General features: G+C 70.0%; 14 protein-coding genes. 6 read left to right on the top strand and 8 right to left on the bottom strand.

Annotation, left to right across the window (positions count from 1 at the left end):
• Positions 1 to 52: 52 nt before the first annotated feature.
• Both ACZ5XS_RS16250 and ACZ5XS_RS16245 read right to left on the bottom strand, forming a co-directional pair.
• On the bottom strand, positions 53 to 1,420 hold the full coding sequence (locus ACZ5XS_RS16250) for a lipopolysaccharide biosynthesis protein (protein WP_468651724.1): 1,368 nt from the start codon (positions 1,418 to 1,420) through the stop codon (positions 53 to 55).
• A gap of 162 nt (positions 1,421 to 1,582) precedes the next feature.
• Positions 1,583 to 2,365 (bottom strand): alkaline phosphatase family protein, encoded by a 783-nt coding sequence (locus ACZ5XS_RS16245; protein WP_468651722.1) that lies wholly within the window; start codon positions 2,363 to 2,365, stop codon positions 1,583 to 1,585.
• Between the two features lie 353 nt (positions 2,366 to 2,718).
• On the opposite strand from ACZ5XS_RS16245, the gene ACZ5XS_RS16240 reads away from it, so the two are divergent.
• The 3 genes from ACZ5XS_RS16240 to ACZ5XS_RS16230 are packed head-to-tail and all read left to right on the top strand — an operon-like array spanning position 2,719 to position 5,818.
• On the top strand, positions 2,719 to 4,542 hold the full coding sequence (locus ACZ5XS_RS16240; protein ID WP_468651720.1) for a glycosyltransferase: 1,824 nt from the start codon (positions 2,719 to 2,721) through the stop codon (positions 4,540 to 4,542).
• Entirely contained in the window at positions 4,542 to 4,997 is a 456-nt protein-coding gene (locus tag ACZ5XS_RS16235; protein WP_468651718.1) for a hypothetical protein, read from the top strand. Before ACZ5XS_RS16240 ends, ACZ5XS_RS16235 begins: the two co-directional genes overlap by 1 nt.
• Positions 4,997 to 5,818, top strand: coding sequence for a glycoside hydrolase family 16 protein (locus tag ACZ5XS_RS16230; RefSeq protein ID WP_468651716.1), 822 nt, complete (start codon positions 4,997 to 4,999; stop codon positions 5,816 to 5,818). The genes ACZ5XS_RS16235 and ACZ5XS_RS16230 overlap by 1 nt, the downstream gene beginning before the upstream one ends.
• A gap of 9 nt (positions 5,819 to 5,827) precedes the next feature.
• Here the strand turns inward: ACZ5XS_RS16230 and ACZ5XS_RS16225 are convergent, their stop codons facing one another.
• From ACZ5XS_RS16225 to iolC, 6 genes are all read right to left on the bottom strand, one after another.
• Positions 5,828 to 6,670, bottom strand: coding sequence for a polysaccharide deacetylase family protein (locus ACZ5XS_RS16225; RefSeq protein ID WP_468651714.1), 843 nt, complete (start codon positions 6,668 to 6,670; stop codon positions 5,828 to 5,830).
• Complete coding sequence (locus ACZ5XS_RS16220) at positions 6,667 to 7,680, bottom strand: glycosyltransferase family 2 protein (RefSeq protein WP_468651712.1); 1,014 nt, start codon at positions 7,678 to 7,680, stop codon at positions 6,667 to 6,669. The genes ACZ5XS_RS16225 and ACZ5XS_RS16220 overlap by 4 nt, the downstream gene beginning before the upstream one ends.
• Positions 7,677 to 9,128, bottom strand: a complete 1,452-nt coding sequence (locus tag ACZ5XS_RS16215; protein ID WP_468651710.1) for a glycosyltransferase family 2 protein — start codon at positions 9,126 to 9,128, stop codon at positions 7,677 to 7,679. The genes ACZ5XS_RS16220 and ACZ5XS_RS16215 overlap by 4 nt, the downstream gene beginning before the upstream one ends.
• A complete protein-coding gene (locus ACZ5XS_RS16210; protein ID WP_468651708.1) occupies positions 9,125 to 9,967 on the bottom strand; it encodes a glycosyltransferase family 2 protein in 843 nt (280 codons plus the stop codon). The genes ACZ5XS_RS16215 and ACZ5XS_RS16210 overlap by 4 nt, the downstream gene beginning before the upstream one ends.
• 107 nt (positions 9,968 to 10,074) lie before the next feature.
• Complete coding sequence (locus ACZ5XS_RS16205; RefSeq protein ID WP_468651706.1) at positions 10,075 to 10,860, bottom strand: GntR family transcriptional regulator; 786 nt, start codon at positions 10,858 to 10,860, stop codon at positions 10,075 to 10,077.
• A gap of 122 nt (positions 10,861 to 10,982) precedes the next feature.
• Entirely contained in the window at positions 10,983 to 11,972 is a 990-nt protein-coding gene (iolC, locus tag ACZ5XS_RS16200) for a 5-dehydro-2-deoxygluconokinase (RefSeq protein ID WP_468651704.1), read from the bottom strand.
• A 283-nt stretch (positions 11,973 to 12,255) separates the two neighbouring features.
• Between iolC and ACZ5XS_RS16195 the strand changes: the two genes are divergently transcribed.
• The 3 genes from ACZ5XS_RS16195 to ACZ5XS_RS16185 form a co-directional block, all read left to right on the top strand.
• A complete protein-coding gene (locus tag ACZ5XS_RS16195) occupies positions 12,256 to 13,275 on the top strand; it encodes a sugar ABC transporter substrate-binding protein (RefSeq protein ID WP_468651702.1) in 1,020 nt (339 codons plus the stop codon).
• On the top strand, positions 13,275 to 14,351 hold the full coding sequence (locus tag ACZ5XS_RS16190) for an ABC transporter permease (protein WP_468651700.1): 1,077 nt from the start codon (positions 13,275 to 13,277) through the stop codon (positions 14,349 to 14,351). Before ACZ5XS_RS16195 ends, ACZ5XS_RS16190 begins: the two co-directional genes overlap by 1 nt.
• A 5-nt stretch (positions 14,352 to 14,356) precedes the next feature.
• Positions 14,357 to 14,676, top strand: a 320-nt coding sequence (locus ACZ5XS_RS16185) for an ATP-binding cassette domain-containing protein (protein ID WP_468651698.1), incomplete at its 3' end; no start/stop codon positions are given.

Below are 14,676 nucleotides of genomic sequence, written 5' to 3'. Positions count from 1 at the left end.
ACCGGAATGCGGAAGCCTTGCTCGGGGCCGGCCGATACGTCGGCACCCGTGTTCAGGACGGGGCGGCCGGGCTTTTGCCCCTCCGCGGCGCCGACCGGCCGACAGGCAGCCACCGCGGCTTCTGCCACCACAGCCACAGGGCCACCGCGGTCTGCGCGATGAGCCAGCCCGCTCCCACCCCTGCGATTCCCATGACCGGCAGCAACACCAGGGACAGGACGGTGGACAGCGAGCAGACCACGGCCAGGATGCCGACCAGCATGCGCAGCCGGCGCTGGGCCCGGCAGGCGCTGACGGCGGTGATGACCACCAGATTGGGAATGGCGGACAGAGCCACCAGCCGGAGCAGTCCGGCCCCGTTGCGTGCGTAGTCGGTCCCGAACACCCGCAGCACCAGGGGGGCCGCCGCGCAGAGCAGCACCGTCCCCGCCACGAGCAGCATCCCGGTGTGCCGCAGCACTTGGTGGCACTGCCTGACCAGTTGCGACGGGTCGTTCGCCGCTTCCACGATGAGCGATTCGCCCATACTCGCGTTCAACTGGTACAGCGAGAACCCGGCGAGCCAGGCCAGTGAGAAGAACGCCGCCTGGTCGGGACCGAGGCTGTTGAGGACGAGGATCGGAAGCAGAGCCGTCGCGCCGAGCCAGAACAACGCGGCGACGTAGTCCGCCGTGATGTACCTGCCTGTGGGTCTGCTGGCGTCGGCCCTCTCGTCCAGCGCCTTCTCTGCGTGCCGGGGAAAGGCTCTGGCATACAGGAAGCCGTTGGTGAGCGTGATGGCGACCAGCACCGCGAGCGCCCACGACAGCAGGATCCCGCTCGACTGCAGGACGACGGCCAGCGCCCCCACCAGCACGATCTTCCCCACCGCGAACACGGCGTTCTCCAGCACCACCCAGTCCGTGCGCCGTAGCCCGGTCAGCACCCCGTCCTGGATGACGAAGATCGCGTAGGCCGCGCTCGCCAGCACGAAGAAGGGCCCGAGCAGCGGGTCACGCAGGAACGCCAGGCCCGGAGAGAGCACGGGCAGCAGAAGCAGGAACCCGGCCGCGAGGAGCACCGTCGACACGCCGGCCGCCAGATAGGCCCTGGTGACCATCTGCCGGGTGCGGTCCGCCGCCGTGGGGACGAACCGGAGCAGCACGTTGGTCAGATTGAGCTGGCCCACGCCCGCGAGCAGCATCATCGCCGACACCGCCGAGTAGTTGCGGCCCACTGTGTCGGCGTCGTACACGCGGGCGGCGAACGCCCAGTACGCCGCCCCGAGGGCCGCGGTCAGCACCGAGTTGAACGTCAGCACATGACCGTTGCGCAGCAACTGGTCCCTTGACTGCGGCCCGGCCGCGGGGTCGTTTCCCCACCGCAGGAGCTTCCCCAGGACCGGGCTCATCGCGACCGCCGGTCGGTGGCTCCCGGGCATGCGGGGTCCGGGCTGGGCGGAGACGAATGGCCCGGACGGGGAGTCCGTGTTTGCGGTGACTCCATCAAGTGGCTGCGCATCGTGCGGTCTTCGGGCGGTTCCTTCTGCTCAGGCTAAGCCGGAGGGGAAGGGTCTGCGACCGGAGCGGCTCTCCGGCGCCGGTCACGCATCGTCCTTCCAGACCTCGAGGGGCTCGGCATCGGCACTGTTGGCGAGGGGATTCAGGTCGTACGCGTCGAACAGGGTGCGCAACAGTCCGAACAGGTTGTTCGGCTGGGCGTAGCGGCCCGGCCGGACCTGCTCTCCGACGAGGACGGCCGGAACGCGATTGGTCGCCTGTACTCCGCCCGCGTCCTCGCTCCAGGTGACCACCAGGAGGCTGTTGTGGGTCATCGCCCAGCGCGCGTAGTCCCCGAGGTTGTCGCGCAGCCAGCTGTCGGCCTTCCGCACGCCGCCGTCGTGCATGTTGTGGTCCAGGTCCGGCACCACGAACGAGATGGTCGGCAGATCCTTGAAGTCGTGCGGAAAGTCGGTCCACGGGCGATTGGCGGAAGCAGGAACGTTGTGGAAATTCACCCAGGGGTTGTGCCGGCGTACGTACGGACCGTCGGCACAGCCGGTGAAGCCGACGCCGGGCATGCTCTGTGCGTAACCGGTGAAGGTCAGATCGGCTTGCAGGAGTTCGGAGGCCAGATTGCGGCTCGTGAGGGTGTTGGGGCAGTTGTCCCCGCTGATTCTGTGGGCGGAGCCGGAGAACAGTGCCAGGTAGTTGGGCTGGCTCGGGTGGGTGAGGGCGTAGAACTGGCTGAGGGAGGCGCCCTGCCTGGCCAGCTCATTGATGTACGGGGCCTGTGCCGATCCGATGATGTCGTCGTAGCCGTGGTTCTCCTCGATGACCACCACGACATGGTCGGGCCGGGGAACGTCGTCGTCCGATCCCGGCACACCGCAGCCCGCTGCCGGCAGGAGTGCCGCCAGTGCGCCTGTCGAGGCGACGAACCGCTTCTTACCGCGGTTCCCGGCCCCGGATCGTGCTCTCCTCGCTCGTGGCCTCACTGCTCTCCCTCTGCCGGCCGACGCGGCCCAGGTGCTTCCGTGACGGACCCCCACACACTGCCGATCACGACAAACGGCAGTAACGTACTTTTTAGCATTATTGCCGCATGTCGGGCGGTTGATCGCCGGTGTGGACCGACGAGCGGACCGACGAACGGGGCTGCCGTGAACCGTCGAAGGGGAGTGCCCTCCCATGCGCCGCCGTGCGCTCACGTCGCACCTGCTCCGCGGAAGGCATCTCCATGGGAAAGCGCCCGACGCTGACGAACGGTCGTGTGGCGCAGGACGCCGATGCCGAGGCGCTGCGGTCCGACAGGTCCGCGACCGGGCGCGTGGCGCGGCGAACCCCGGCGCGTCAGTGGATCGCGCGGGGGACGCTGCCCTGCGCGCTCGCCCTCTGGTTGGTGTCCATACGTGATGTGCGACTGGACGGAATGGGCGACCTCGGCCTGCTGCAGGTGCTGCCGGTGCTCTTCTGGGTCGCCCTCGGCCTGCTCGCCGGCGGCTTCTGCCTGGCACTGTCCGACCGGAGGACGGCCGGTGGCTGGTTCGCGGCCTACGTCCTGGGGCTGATCGCCGTCATCCACGCCACTCCCACGCTGGTCTACCCGACTCTGCGCTACGGCTGGGCGTGGAAGCACGTCGCGGTCGTCGACGCGATGATCCGCAACCAGGGCGACGTCCCGAACGCGGACAAGTTCGACATCTACAACCAATGGCCGGGTTTCTTCCACCTCAACGCCTTTTTCGTCCAGGCGACGGGCATCGAGTCGTCGCTCGGCTACGCGGCCTGGGCGCCGCCGGCCTTCAACGCCCTGCTGCTCGGCCCGCTGCTGCTGATGTACCGGGCGGTCACACGTGATCGGCGGATGATCTGGGGGGCCGCGTGGATCTACTACTCGTGCTCCTGGGTGGGGCAGGACTACTTCGCACCCCAGGCGCTCGGCTTCCTGCTGTTCGTCACGCTGATCGCCTTGGTCCTGGTGCAGCTGCCCTCCTCCGACCTGCGTCCGCAGGACTCCGCCGGCCGGGCCTGGCCCGTCGGCAGGCTGGTGCCTGTCGTGCTGATAGCGGGTGTGATCGCCTGTTCGCATCCGCTGACGCCGATCATGCTGATCGCGGCATTGGCTGCGCTCTCGCTTCCCCGTCGCAACCGGCGGGTGGTGTTGCCGGTCCTGGCCTGTACGGTGCTCTTGATCGCGGCGTGGGACGCCACGATCGCGCGGTCCTATGTGTCGGCCAACCTGCACGACTTCGTGGGCGCACTGGTCCACCCCGATGCCAACGTCGTGTCGGGTCTGGCCTCGCTGGGTACCGCGGCCCCGGGGCAGGTCCAGGTGTCCTGGGTCGACCGGGGCCTGTCGGCCGCCGTCTTCCTGCTCGCGGCCGTCGCGTTCCTGGTTCGGCCCTGGGTCCGCCGGACCGGTCTTTGGCTGCTCGTGGTGGCTCCGCTGCCGGTGCTGGCCGCGAACGCCTACGGCGGCGAGATGATCTTCCGGGCCTACCTGTTCGCGCTGCCCGCGGCCGCCTTCCTGGTCGCCGCCCTGTTCTTCCGCTGGGGCAGGCGGCCGCTCCTTCGTGCCATCGCCGTCTGTCCCCTGCTGCTCGCGATGATCGGCGGACTCGTCTTCGGCTACTACGGCAAGGAAGCGGCGAACCACTTCACCAAGGACGAGGCCGCCGCCGGCCATTTCGTCACGGCCATCACCCCACCCGGGTCCCTGATCGTCTCCCTCACCTCGGCCGTGCCCGGCCTGGCCGCGTTCTATGACAAGCATCCCCGGCTGGAACTGGACGAGCAGGACCTCGCGGACCGGCGACGCCTCGTGCGGGACCCGCTGGCGGGCCTGGAGCCGTTCGTCGTGAACGCCACCGAGAGCCAACCCGCCTACATCGTCCTGACCCGCGCGCAGGCCGAGGACTGCTACCTCAACGGGACGCTGCCCGCCGACACCATGCAGCGCCTGGAGGCCGCGATGTCCGGCGCACCGGGGTTCGCTCCCGTGTACCGCAACCAGGACGCCGTGGTCTACCAGTACAAGAACCCGGACACGAGGGAGGGCTGATGGCACCACTGCGACCGGTACCCGGGCTCCGCTGGGGCCTCCCGCTTCGCTGTGGACTGGCGGTGTCCGGCTGGCTGGCCTGGGCGGCGGTCCGCGCCCTGCCGGACGGCGCCCCTCTGCGCGTGCTCGTCACGACGGTGTTCCTGCTCCTGTGCCCGGGGCTGGCGGCCGCACGGTGGGCCCGGCCGGCCGCGTCGCCCGGGGCGGGCAGGGCGGGCCGGGCGGTCGCTCTGGAGACGGCCGTCCTGGCCGTGGTGATCAGCATGTCGCTGTCGGTGCTCGCCGTGGTGGCGTTCTACCTGAGTGGCGCGTTCACGACCACACGCGTGCTGATCGCCCTAGCCGTCGTCACCTCCGGCCTGGCACTGTTCCCCCGGTCCGACGGACCTCACCGCCGAGAAGAGCAAGGCGCCCCGGCCGCTCCCGACGGCACTCAGCCGACGAGGAAGGGCTGATGGCCATGCCGTCGCATGCTGTCGGGCGAGCGCTCGCCGCGGTCGCGCTGGTGCTGGCGGCGGCGTGCGGTGGCGGGGACACGACGGCGCCGAAGCCCTTGGCCGAAGGCGACTGGAAGGTGGTCTTCCACGACGACTTCAACGGCACGGAGCTCGACACCGCGCGCTGGGCCACCTGCTACGACTGGAACGAGAACGGGTGCACCAACAGCGGCAACGACGAGGAGGAGTGGTACCTGCCCGGTCAGGTCTCGGTGGGAGACGGTGCCCTGACGCTGGCCGCCGTCCGGCGCTCCACCCCCGGCAGCGACGGCAAGACCTACCCCTGGGCGTCCGGCATGATCTCCACCGGCCGTGACGACTGGGACGCGCGGCCCCGGCGGACCTTCACCTACGGGTACTTCGAGGCGGCCATCAGGATTCCCTCGCAGGCAGGCATGTTCCCGGCCTTCTGGATGATGCCCGCGTCGAGGTTCACGCCCCCCGAACTGGACATCATGGAGTTTCTCGGGACCACACGGCAGGTCTCCATGTACGTGCACTGGCGGCAGCAGGACGGTGACCGCCGGAAGGCGCGGGGCACGTACGGTCCGGTGGACTTCGCCGACGGATACCACGTGTTCGGGCTGCGCTGGACGAGCGACGAGCTGAGCTGGTACGTGGACGGCGTCCGGCGGTTCCGGGTGACCGGTGCGGAGCGGATTCCCCGCGTGCCCATGGAGGTTCTGCTCAACCTGGCCGTGGGCGTTCCGCAATCACCGCCCTCGTCCGTGAAATCGGCGCAGATGAAGGTGGACTGGGTGCGTGTCTGGCAGCGGTGACCGGAAGCGTCACGTGTCCGACCGGCGAGGAAGTGCCGCGTACGGCCGGTGGACGCCTGCCCGCAGCCGGCGGTAGGCGCGCCATGCCGTCGTACGCGTGCCCTCGGGAAACGGCGCCACGGGGGCGCCGGTGCCCCGGCTCCACGACCGGAAACGCTCCCGGCCGGTGTCGGCCCGCACCATCAGCCTGGCGATGCGCAGCGGCTCGTCCCCGCCGGAGCTGAAGGCGAGTCGGACGGCGGTGGCCGACGTCCAGCCCGCCTCGCTCACCAGGCGGCGCACCGAGGGGCTGGAATAGCCGTGCGGGTAGGCGAAGGAGTGGACGGGATGCCCCAGCGTGTCCTGGAGCCGGCTCTTGCAGCCCTCGATCTCCTCCCGGGCCTGACGCCGTGGCAGGGTGTCCAGCTGCGGATGCGTCCTGGTGTGCCCGCCGATCTCGACACCGAGCGCGTCCAGCTCCGCCACCTGGCGCCACGTCAGCATGGCGGCGGGCGGGAACAGGCTTCCCCGGGTTCCTCCCCGGTCCTCCGGTGCGCCGGGCCCGCTCACAGCGCCCGTGGTGACGTACAGGGTGGCGGGCAGCCGCCGTGCGGCGAGCAGCGGGGCCACCGTCGAGTGGAAGTCGGCGAATCCGTCGTCGAACGTCAGCACCGCCGACCGGGGCGGCAGGGGCGGTCCGCCCCGCATGGCCTCGACCAGTCGCCGCAACGGAACGATGACGCGGCCGTCGTCGGCGAGGAGGCCGAGCTGCTCGGCGAAGGCGCGGGGGTGCACGGTGAAGGGGGCGATCCACGGCGGCGGGTCCACGGACACCGAGTGGTAGACGAAGACAGGCACCGGCGCATGCGTCATCGTGACGCCACCCTCCCCGTTCCCGTGTCCGAGGAACCGCGCAGCACGGGGCCGATCGGCGACGCGGGACCGGGCGGACGGATCCCGGCGGAACGCAGGGAGCGGATCCGGCCCATGGCGTAGCCCGCGACGGTGGCGCCGACTCCGGCGGACAAGGCCGTGAGCGTGCGCAGGGCGGCGGGCCGGCCTGGCCGCACCGACCGGAGGAAGGCGCGGGGAATGGTGGACCGCAGATAGGTCCGTTCACTGGCCAGGGCTGCTCTGCTCCTGCTGTGCTGCACGACGAGCGCCTTGGAGAGCCCTTCCGCGTAGCAGCGCCGCCCGAAGTACTGCCAGCGGGCACGCGCCTGCGGAACGTGGTGCCGGACCGCCGCCGAAGGCTCGTAGAGAAGCACCGCGTCCGGGTGGCGGGCCGTGATCCGCAGGCACAGTTCCGTCTCCTCGCAGCCCAGGGGCCGGGACCCCACCCGTCCGAGGTCGGTGCGGAAGCCGCCGACCGCCAGCAGTTCGTCCCTGCGGAACGACATGTTGGCGCCGATGAAGTTGCGTACCGGGGCGGGGCGCCGGGGCAGTCCCCGGTACGAGCAGCCGACCACCCAGTCGAACTCCGGCGGGAACCACGCCGGGCGGCCGGTGTGCCAGTTCGCGACCACGAGTCCTCCGACGCCCACGACACGGGGATCGTCGTAGTGCGCCAGGAGGTGTTCGGTCCAGGAAGGGCCGGCCGCCGCGTCGTCGTCGAGGAAGGCCACCACGTCACCGTGCGCCGCTGCGACGCCCGTGTTCCGGGCCCCGGACAGACCCTTGCGCTGCAGGTTGGGGAGCACACGGATGCCTGGCAGTGAGCGGCGCGCCAGTCGCCACAGCTGTGGGCAGTGATCGACGACCAGCACGATGTCGTCCGCCGGCCGGTGCTGCGACCGTATCGAGGCGATGGCCGCCTGGATGTCCTCCCACCGGTCGAGGGTGTAGGCGCACACGATGACGGAGAGGGACGGTTCGGGGATCATGTCGCGGCTCCTCCTTGCCCTCCGCCACTGCCGTCCCGTTTCAGGAGGCGGCGGCTGCGCAGGTAGCCGAGCGGTCCGTAGAGCAGACCGCGCAACTCCAGCAGCGCGAGCCGCCGTGACCAGCCGGCTCCTGCCTCCGCCCGTGTCTGTGTCCGAGCGAGGGCGTACCGGATACCTCTGGGGAGCCTGCGCAGCAGGGCCGGCAGCATGCGGGGCTCGTGGAGCAGGGCACTGGTGAGGTACGCGCCCAGCCCCGCGCCGTAGCCGAATGCCTGGCCGTCCAGGGCGTCCGCGGTGTGGCGATGGCGGTGCCAGACGACCGCGTCCGGCTGGTAGACCAGGGTCTGGCCCGCTGCCAGGACCCTGAAGAAGGCGAGCAGGTCGTCGCCTCCGTGGGCGGGCGTTCCGGTACCGGTGGCGGCATCGAATCCGCCCAGGGCGCGCAACTGGTCGACGCGGAACGCCATGTTGGTGCCGGAGCCGAAGCGTCCGGCGGTGAAGGGGAAGAGGGGATCCTCGGGTGGGGCGCGCAGGGACCAGGTGCGCAGGGTGTATCCCTTGGCGAAGCCGCCGTGGTTCTCCAGGGCCGCCTGTGCCGCGGTCCGCAGTTCGGCCGGGACGATGAGGCCGGTGACACACCCGATGCCGCGGTCCTTCTCGAAGACTTCGGCGAGTGCGGCCAACCACCCCGGATCGACCAGGGTGTCGTCATCGGTGAAGGCGGCGATCCGGCCCCGTGCCACGGCCAGGCCACGGTTGTGCGCGCGGGCCAGGCCGGCCACCGGTTCCCGGAGGTAGCGGACCCTCGGGCCGTACTCGTCCCGGACCAGTCGCTCGGTGGTGTCGTCGGCGGGTGCGTTGTCCACGACGATCACCTCGAACCGGGGGTATTCCGTCCGCAGCAGGGACGTCAGGCACTGCCGCAGCAGCTCGGGCCGGTTGTGCGTGGCGACGATCACGCTGATGGCGGGCGGGGAGCGGAGCACGCGGAGCCGCGCGGCCTGGCAGGGCAGCGGGCCCGGGTCCTGCGGACCGAGGAGCGAAGGGTGGGGCAGCCGGCCGGACCGCATGGCCGGCGGGGCCCCGGGAGGGGCGTCGTACAGGTGGCCGTAAACGGCGTCGGCCTCCAGGTGCCGGGCGAGTGGAGCGGCGAACCGCCGGAACGCCGTGCACGCGAGGAACTGCCACAGCTCGTCGGGGCCGCCACCGCCGTTCACGGCCCGGTCGCCGGCCGTCCGGATCACGCCCAGCGGATGACCGTGCAGCCGCACCAGTGCCAGCACCGGGCCTGCCGGGCGGACGACGGCGCCGCCGCCGGGTCCACGGAATCCGTACGGTCGGGCCAGATCGATGTCGACGACCCGGACCGGGGTGTAGGCGGGCTCGGTGAGCAGCAACGGATCCACCGTCGAACGGGCACCGGCGGGGAGCCGGGGGGCGGTGATCACCCCGTGCTCCCTCTGGTCGGCGATGGCGTCCGGGTATGCGGCCGCTCGGAGAGCAGCGTCCGCAGCACCCGGCGGCCGTCGGATATCGCGTGCAGGTTGGAGCGGCCGCTGCGGCGGGGCAGCTCGAGACTGGGAACCTCGGCGATGCGCAGACCGGAACGGAGTGCGTGCGTGATCATCTCGGTTTCGATCTCGAAGCCGGTGGAGTGCAGGTCGAGATCCTTCAGGAAGCTGCGGCGGAAGGCGCAGAATCCATAGCAGAGGTCCGTCAGTGAGGCGTGGTAGAGGCGGTTGGTGGCCGTCAGCAGGACGTGGTTGCCCAGGCGCCGGATGCGGGTGATGTCGAGGGAGCCGCCACCGGCGATGAACCTCGACCCCTTGACGAAGTCGTAGCCGTTGTCGAGGAAGTGGAGGAAGTGGGGGATCTCCCCGGGCGCCATGCTGCCGTCCGCGTCCATCATCACGATGTAGTCGCCCGTAGCCGCGAGGAAGCCGGTGCGCAGGGCGTTCCCCTTGCCCGGACCGCTCTGCCGGACCTGGCGGACGGTGGGCAGACAGTCCGCGGCCATGTGCACCGTGGCGTCACTGGAGTCGCCGTCGACCAGGATGACCTCGTCGACGCAGTCCGGGATCTGCTCGAAGACCCAGGGAATGTTGCGCGCCTCGTTGCGGGCGGGCACGACGAGGCTCACGGTGGCGCGGGGTGGGGGCTGGTCCTCCGCCCGGCGCAAGGGGTGAGCCCGCCGGTCGCCGGCCCTGCGGGAGCCGTGCTCGGAAGGGCCGCCGTTGGTGGAGGGCGGAGCGAAGACGGGGTGGTTGCTCAGGTCAGAAGTGCTCATGATGTCGGTGCCTCCCGGAGTAGGGCCGACGAGTCCTGGTCCGTATGTTTACGATGTATATGTACATCTTGGACCGTTATGCCCGTATGTCAAGGCGGTCCTGCGGTTCAGCCTCTGACCAGCAACTGGAAATCGAACGCGTACCGGGAGGCGCGGTAGATGTGCGTCCCGTACTCGACCGGCCGGCCCGTGTCGTCGTACGCCGTGCGCCGCATGGTCAGCAGTGCGGCGCCCTCCCGCTCGTCGAGGAGGGCGGCCTCCTCGACGGTGGCGGAGCGGGCGCCGATGGTCTGGCGGGCGCTGTGCAGGGTGATGCCGGCGGAGCGCATCATCCGGTACAGACCGGTCGACTCGAGCCTGGCCGTGTCCAGGTCGAGGAGACCGGCGGGGAGGTGGTTGCACAGGAAGGCCACGGGCTGGCCGTGCGTGGAGCGCAGCCGTTCCAGGACGGTCACCTGGCTGCCCTCCGCGACGCCGAGGGCGGCAGCGACGTCGGCGGGGGCCGGGACACTCTCGTTGCGCACGACCCGCGTGGCCGGTCCCTGTCCGGCCGCCTCCAGGTCGTCGAACAGGCTGCTGAGTTCGAGCGGGCGCTTGACCTGGCTGTGCACCACCTGTGTGCCGACCCCGCGCCGTCGCACCAGGAGGCCCTTGTCCACCAGGGACTGAATGGCCTGGCGGACCGTCGGCCGGGACAGCCCGAGACGTACCGACAGGTCGATCTCGTTGCCGAGCAGGTCACCCGGGGCGAGCACGCCGTGCTCGATCGCCGCCTCCAGCTGCTGGGCGAGCTGGTAGTACAGCGGCACCGGACTGCTCCGGTCCAGGGCGAAGTCCAGGGAGCTCAGCGTGCGGGTGGTCGCAGCACGTGGGTAGCCGCCGGTCTTCGCCATGTGGGCGTACCTCCCTCGGGGGGTCGGGAGCGGGGTCGCAGGTGGTGGTGGCGGGCGGTGGGCCGGCAGCGGTACGGAGACGGGGCCACCCGCCTCGGGCGTTCGTACGGACCGGATCCGTCTCAGGCGGTCGTCGGCTCCGGAGCCCCCGCGAGCAGGGTCTCCACCTCGGCCCCGGTCGGCATCGCGGAGGAGCAGGCGAGGCGGGCGGCGACGTGGGCGCCGGCGGCGTTGGCGTACCGCATGGTGCGCTCCAGCTCCCAGCCCGCGAGCAGGCCGTGGCACAGCGCGCCGCCGAACGCGTCGCCCGCGCCGAGCCCGTTGACGACCTCGACCGGGACGGGCGGGACCTGAGCCGTCGTGCCGTCGCGGTGCACGGCGAGGACACCCTTGGGTCCCTGCTTCACCACGGCCAGCTCCACACCCGCCGCCAGCAGCGCCTCGGCGCACGCCTGCGGTTCGCGCACGCCCGTGGCGATCTCGCACTCGTCGAGGTTGCCTACGGCGACGGTGGCGTGCCGGAGCGCTTCGGCGTAGTAGGGCCGGGCTTCCTCCGGATCCCGCCACGCCGTGTCGCTCCACAGCGCGGGGCGCCAGTCGAGGTCGAACACCGTCGTGCCCGCCTTGTCGCGGGACTTCAGGGCGGCGAGCGTCGCCGAGCGGCTCGGCTCCTCGCTGAGGCCGGTGCCGGTGATCCAGAAGATCCGGGCGGCGCGGATGGCGAAGTAGTCCAACTCGTCGGTGTGGATCGCGAGGTCGGGGGCGCTGGGGCGGCGGTAGAAGTACAGGGGGAAGTCGTCCGGCGGGAAGAGTTCACAGAACGTCACCGGGGTGGGGAGCCCGGCCACCGGTGTCACCCAGCGGTCGTCGACCCCGAACTCGCGGAGCTGCTGGTGGAGATAGACTCCGAACGGGTCGGCGCCGGTGCGGGTGATCACCGCGGTGGAGCGGCCCAGCCGGGCGGCGGCGACCGCCACGTTCGCGGCCGAACCCCCGAGAAACTTCCCGAAACTCTCCACGCGTGCCAGCGGCACGCCGGACTGCTGGGGGTAGAGATCGACTCCGATTCGGCCCATAGTGATCAGGTCGAAGAAATTGGCTGATCCGGCCATGCGCGACCTCCTCGAGCTGTGCGGGGGGAGACGGGTCCCGCGGGACCCGCCGCCCCCAGGTGTAGGCCGCGGGGGACCGCGCTGTCAATGGTTTGTACTTACATTCGGACCTGCTTGTGAAATGATGTCTTAACAAAGTATTGACAGTGGGCGTGGCAAAGGATTGGATCCCGTCCCAGCGCAACTGCCGCGTTTTCGCGACATACGACCCGGGTCTTCCGAGGTCCCGGGCCCTGAATCCCCGTGATTGCTTTTTTCAGTAGCCCAGTGAGGTGCAGGTAAGATGGACCGCTCTTCTCGCTTCCGCTCCCGCAGAATGACCCCGGTGGTGGCCGTCGCCGCGGCTGCGGCCCTGACCCTCGCAGGCTGCTCCAGCAGCTCTGGCGGCAAGAAGGCCGAGGAGAGCGAGGCCGGTGCCTCCGCGGGCAAGGCCACCACTCCTCGGATGACGGTCGCGCTCGTGACCCACCAGTCGCCCGGCGACACCTTCTGGGACATCGTCCGCAAGGGTGCCGAGGCCGCGGCCGCCAAGGACAACATCAAGCTCATCTACTCCGCCGACCCGAACGCGGGCAACCAGGCCAACCTGGTCCAGAACGCGATCGACCAGAAGGTCGACGGCATCGCCATCACCCTCGCCAAGCCGGACGCCCTCAAGGACGTCGTGGGCAAGGCGAAGGCCGCGAACATCCCCGTGGTCGGCCTCAACTCCGGTGTGAGCGAATGGAAGAAGCTCGGCCTGATGGAGTTCTTCGGCCAGGACGAGACCGTCGCGGGCGAGGCCCTCGGTAACAAGCTGAACACGACCGGCGCCAAGAACGCCGTCTGTGTCGTCCAGGAGCAGGGCAACATCGGCCTCACCCAGCGCTGCGACGGCGTGGAGAAGACCTTCTCCGGCAAGCTGCAGACGCTGTTCGTCAACGGCACTGACATGCCGTCCGTGAAGTCGACGATCACCGCGAAGCTCAAGCAGGACTCCTCCATCGACCAGATCATCACCCTCGGCGCCCCCTTCGCGCTGACCGCGGCCCAGTCGGTGTCCGAGGCCGGCAGCAAGGCGAAGATCGCCACCTTCGACCTCAACAAGCAGCTGACCGGCGCCATCGACCAGGGCACCATCGAGTTCGCCGTGGACCAGCAGCCCTACCTCCAGGGCTACCTGGCGATCGACTCCCTGTGGCTCTACAAGAACAACGGCAACTACATGGGCGGCGGTGAACAGCCGGTGCTGACCGGGCCGGCCTTCGTGGACAAGTCCAACGTCGACGCCGTGGCCGCGTTCGCCGCGAAGGGCACCAGGTGATGGGTATGACCCAGCACGCCGAGCCGGCGGTGACCACACCGCCGGCCTCCGGCCCACAGAAGACCGATGGCCGTGCCTCCCAACGGCCGCTGGTGTTCAGGCTGTTGGCCCGCCCCGAGGTGGGTGTCTTTCTCGGCGCCGCCGCGGTGTACGTGTTCTTCCTGATCGCGGCACCGCCGGTGCGTGACGGCAGTTCGATGTCCACGATCCTGTACCAGTCGTCGACCATCGGCATCATGGCCCTGCCGGTCGCCCTGCTGATGATCGGCGGCGAGTTCGACCTGTCGTCCGGTGTCGCGGTGCTCACCTCGGCGCTCACCGCGAGCATGCTCAGCTACCAACTGACCATGAACGTGTGGGTCGGTGTGTTCGCCGCGCTGATCGTGTCGCTCGCGGTCGGCTTCTTCAACGGCTGGATGGTGGTCAAGACCGGGCTGCCCAGCTTCCTGGTCACCCTGGGGACCTTCCTGATCCTCCAGGGCGCCAACCTCGCGGTCACCAAGCTCGTGACCACCAACGTGGCCACCGACGACATCAGCGACATGGCCGGGTTCGACCAGGCGAAGAAGATCTTCGCCTCGTCCTTCGACATCGGCGGCGTCCAGGTGAAGATCACGGTCTTCTACTGGCTGGTCTTCGCGGCGATCGCCACCTGGGTGCTGCTGCGCACCAAGTACGGCAACTGGATCTTCGCGGTCGGCGGCAACAAGGAGTCCGCGCGCGCCGTCGGTGTGCCGGTGACCTTCACCAAGATCTCCCTGTTCATGCTGGTCGGCCTCGGCGCCTGGTTCGTCGGCATGCACCAGCTGTTCACCTTCAACACCGTCCAGTCCGGCGAGGGCGTCGGCCAGGAGCTCATCTACATCGCCGCGGCGGTCATCGGCGGCTGTCTGCTGACCGGCGGCTACGGCTCGGCGATCGGCCCGGTCTTCGGCGCCTTCATGTTCGGCATGGTCCAGCAGGGCATCGTCTACGCCGGCTGGAACCCCGACTGGTTCAAGGCCTTCCTCGGCGTCATGCTCCTCGGCGCCGTCCTGATCAATCTGTGGGTCCGCCAGTCGGCGACCCGGAGGTGACCCGCATGACAACCAATGAAACCGGCACCCACGGCGCCGTCCTTCCCGACGGGGACGCCGCCGCACCGGACACGGACGCCCCGATCGTCGAACTGCGGGGGACGGGCAAGTCGTACGGCAACGTCCGCGCCCTGCACAGCGTCGACCTCCAGGTCCACCCCGGCCGCGTCACCTGCGTGCTCGGCGACAACGGCGCCGGCAAGTCCACCCTCATCAAGATCATCTCCGGACTGCACCAGCACACCGAGGGCGACTTCCTCGTCGACGGCACCCCCGTGCGCTTCTCCACCCCGCGCGAGGCCCTCGACAAGGGCATCGCCACCGT

The sequence above is a fragment of the Streptomyces sp. NPDC033131 genome, from assembly GCF_055578365.1.
Note: the sequence above shows the minus strand (reverse complement) of the source record. Positions and strands in the feature narration are given on the sequence as shown.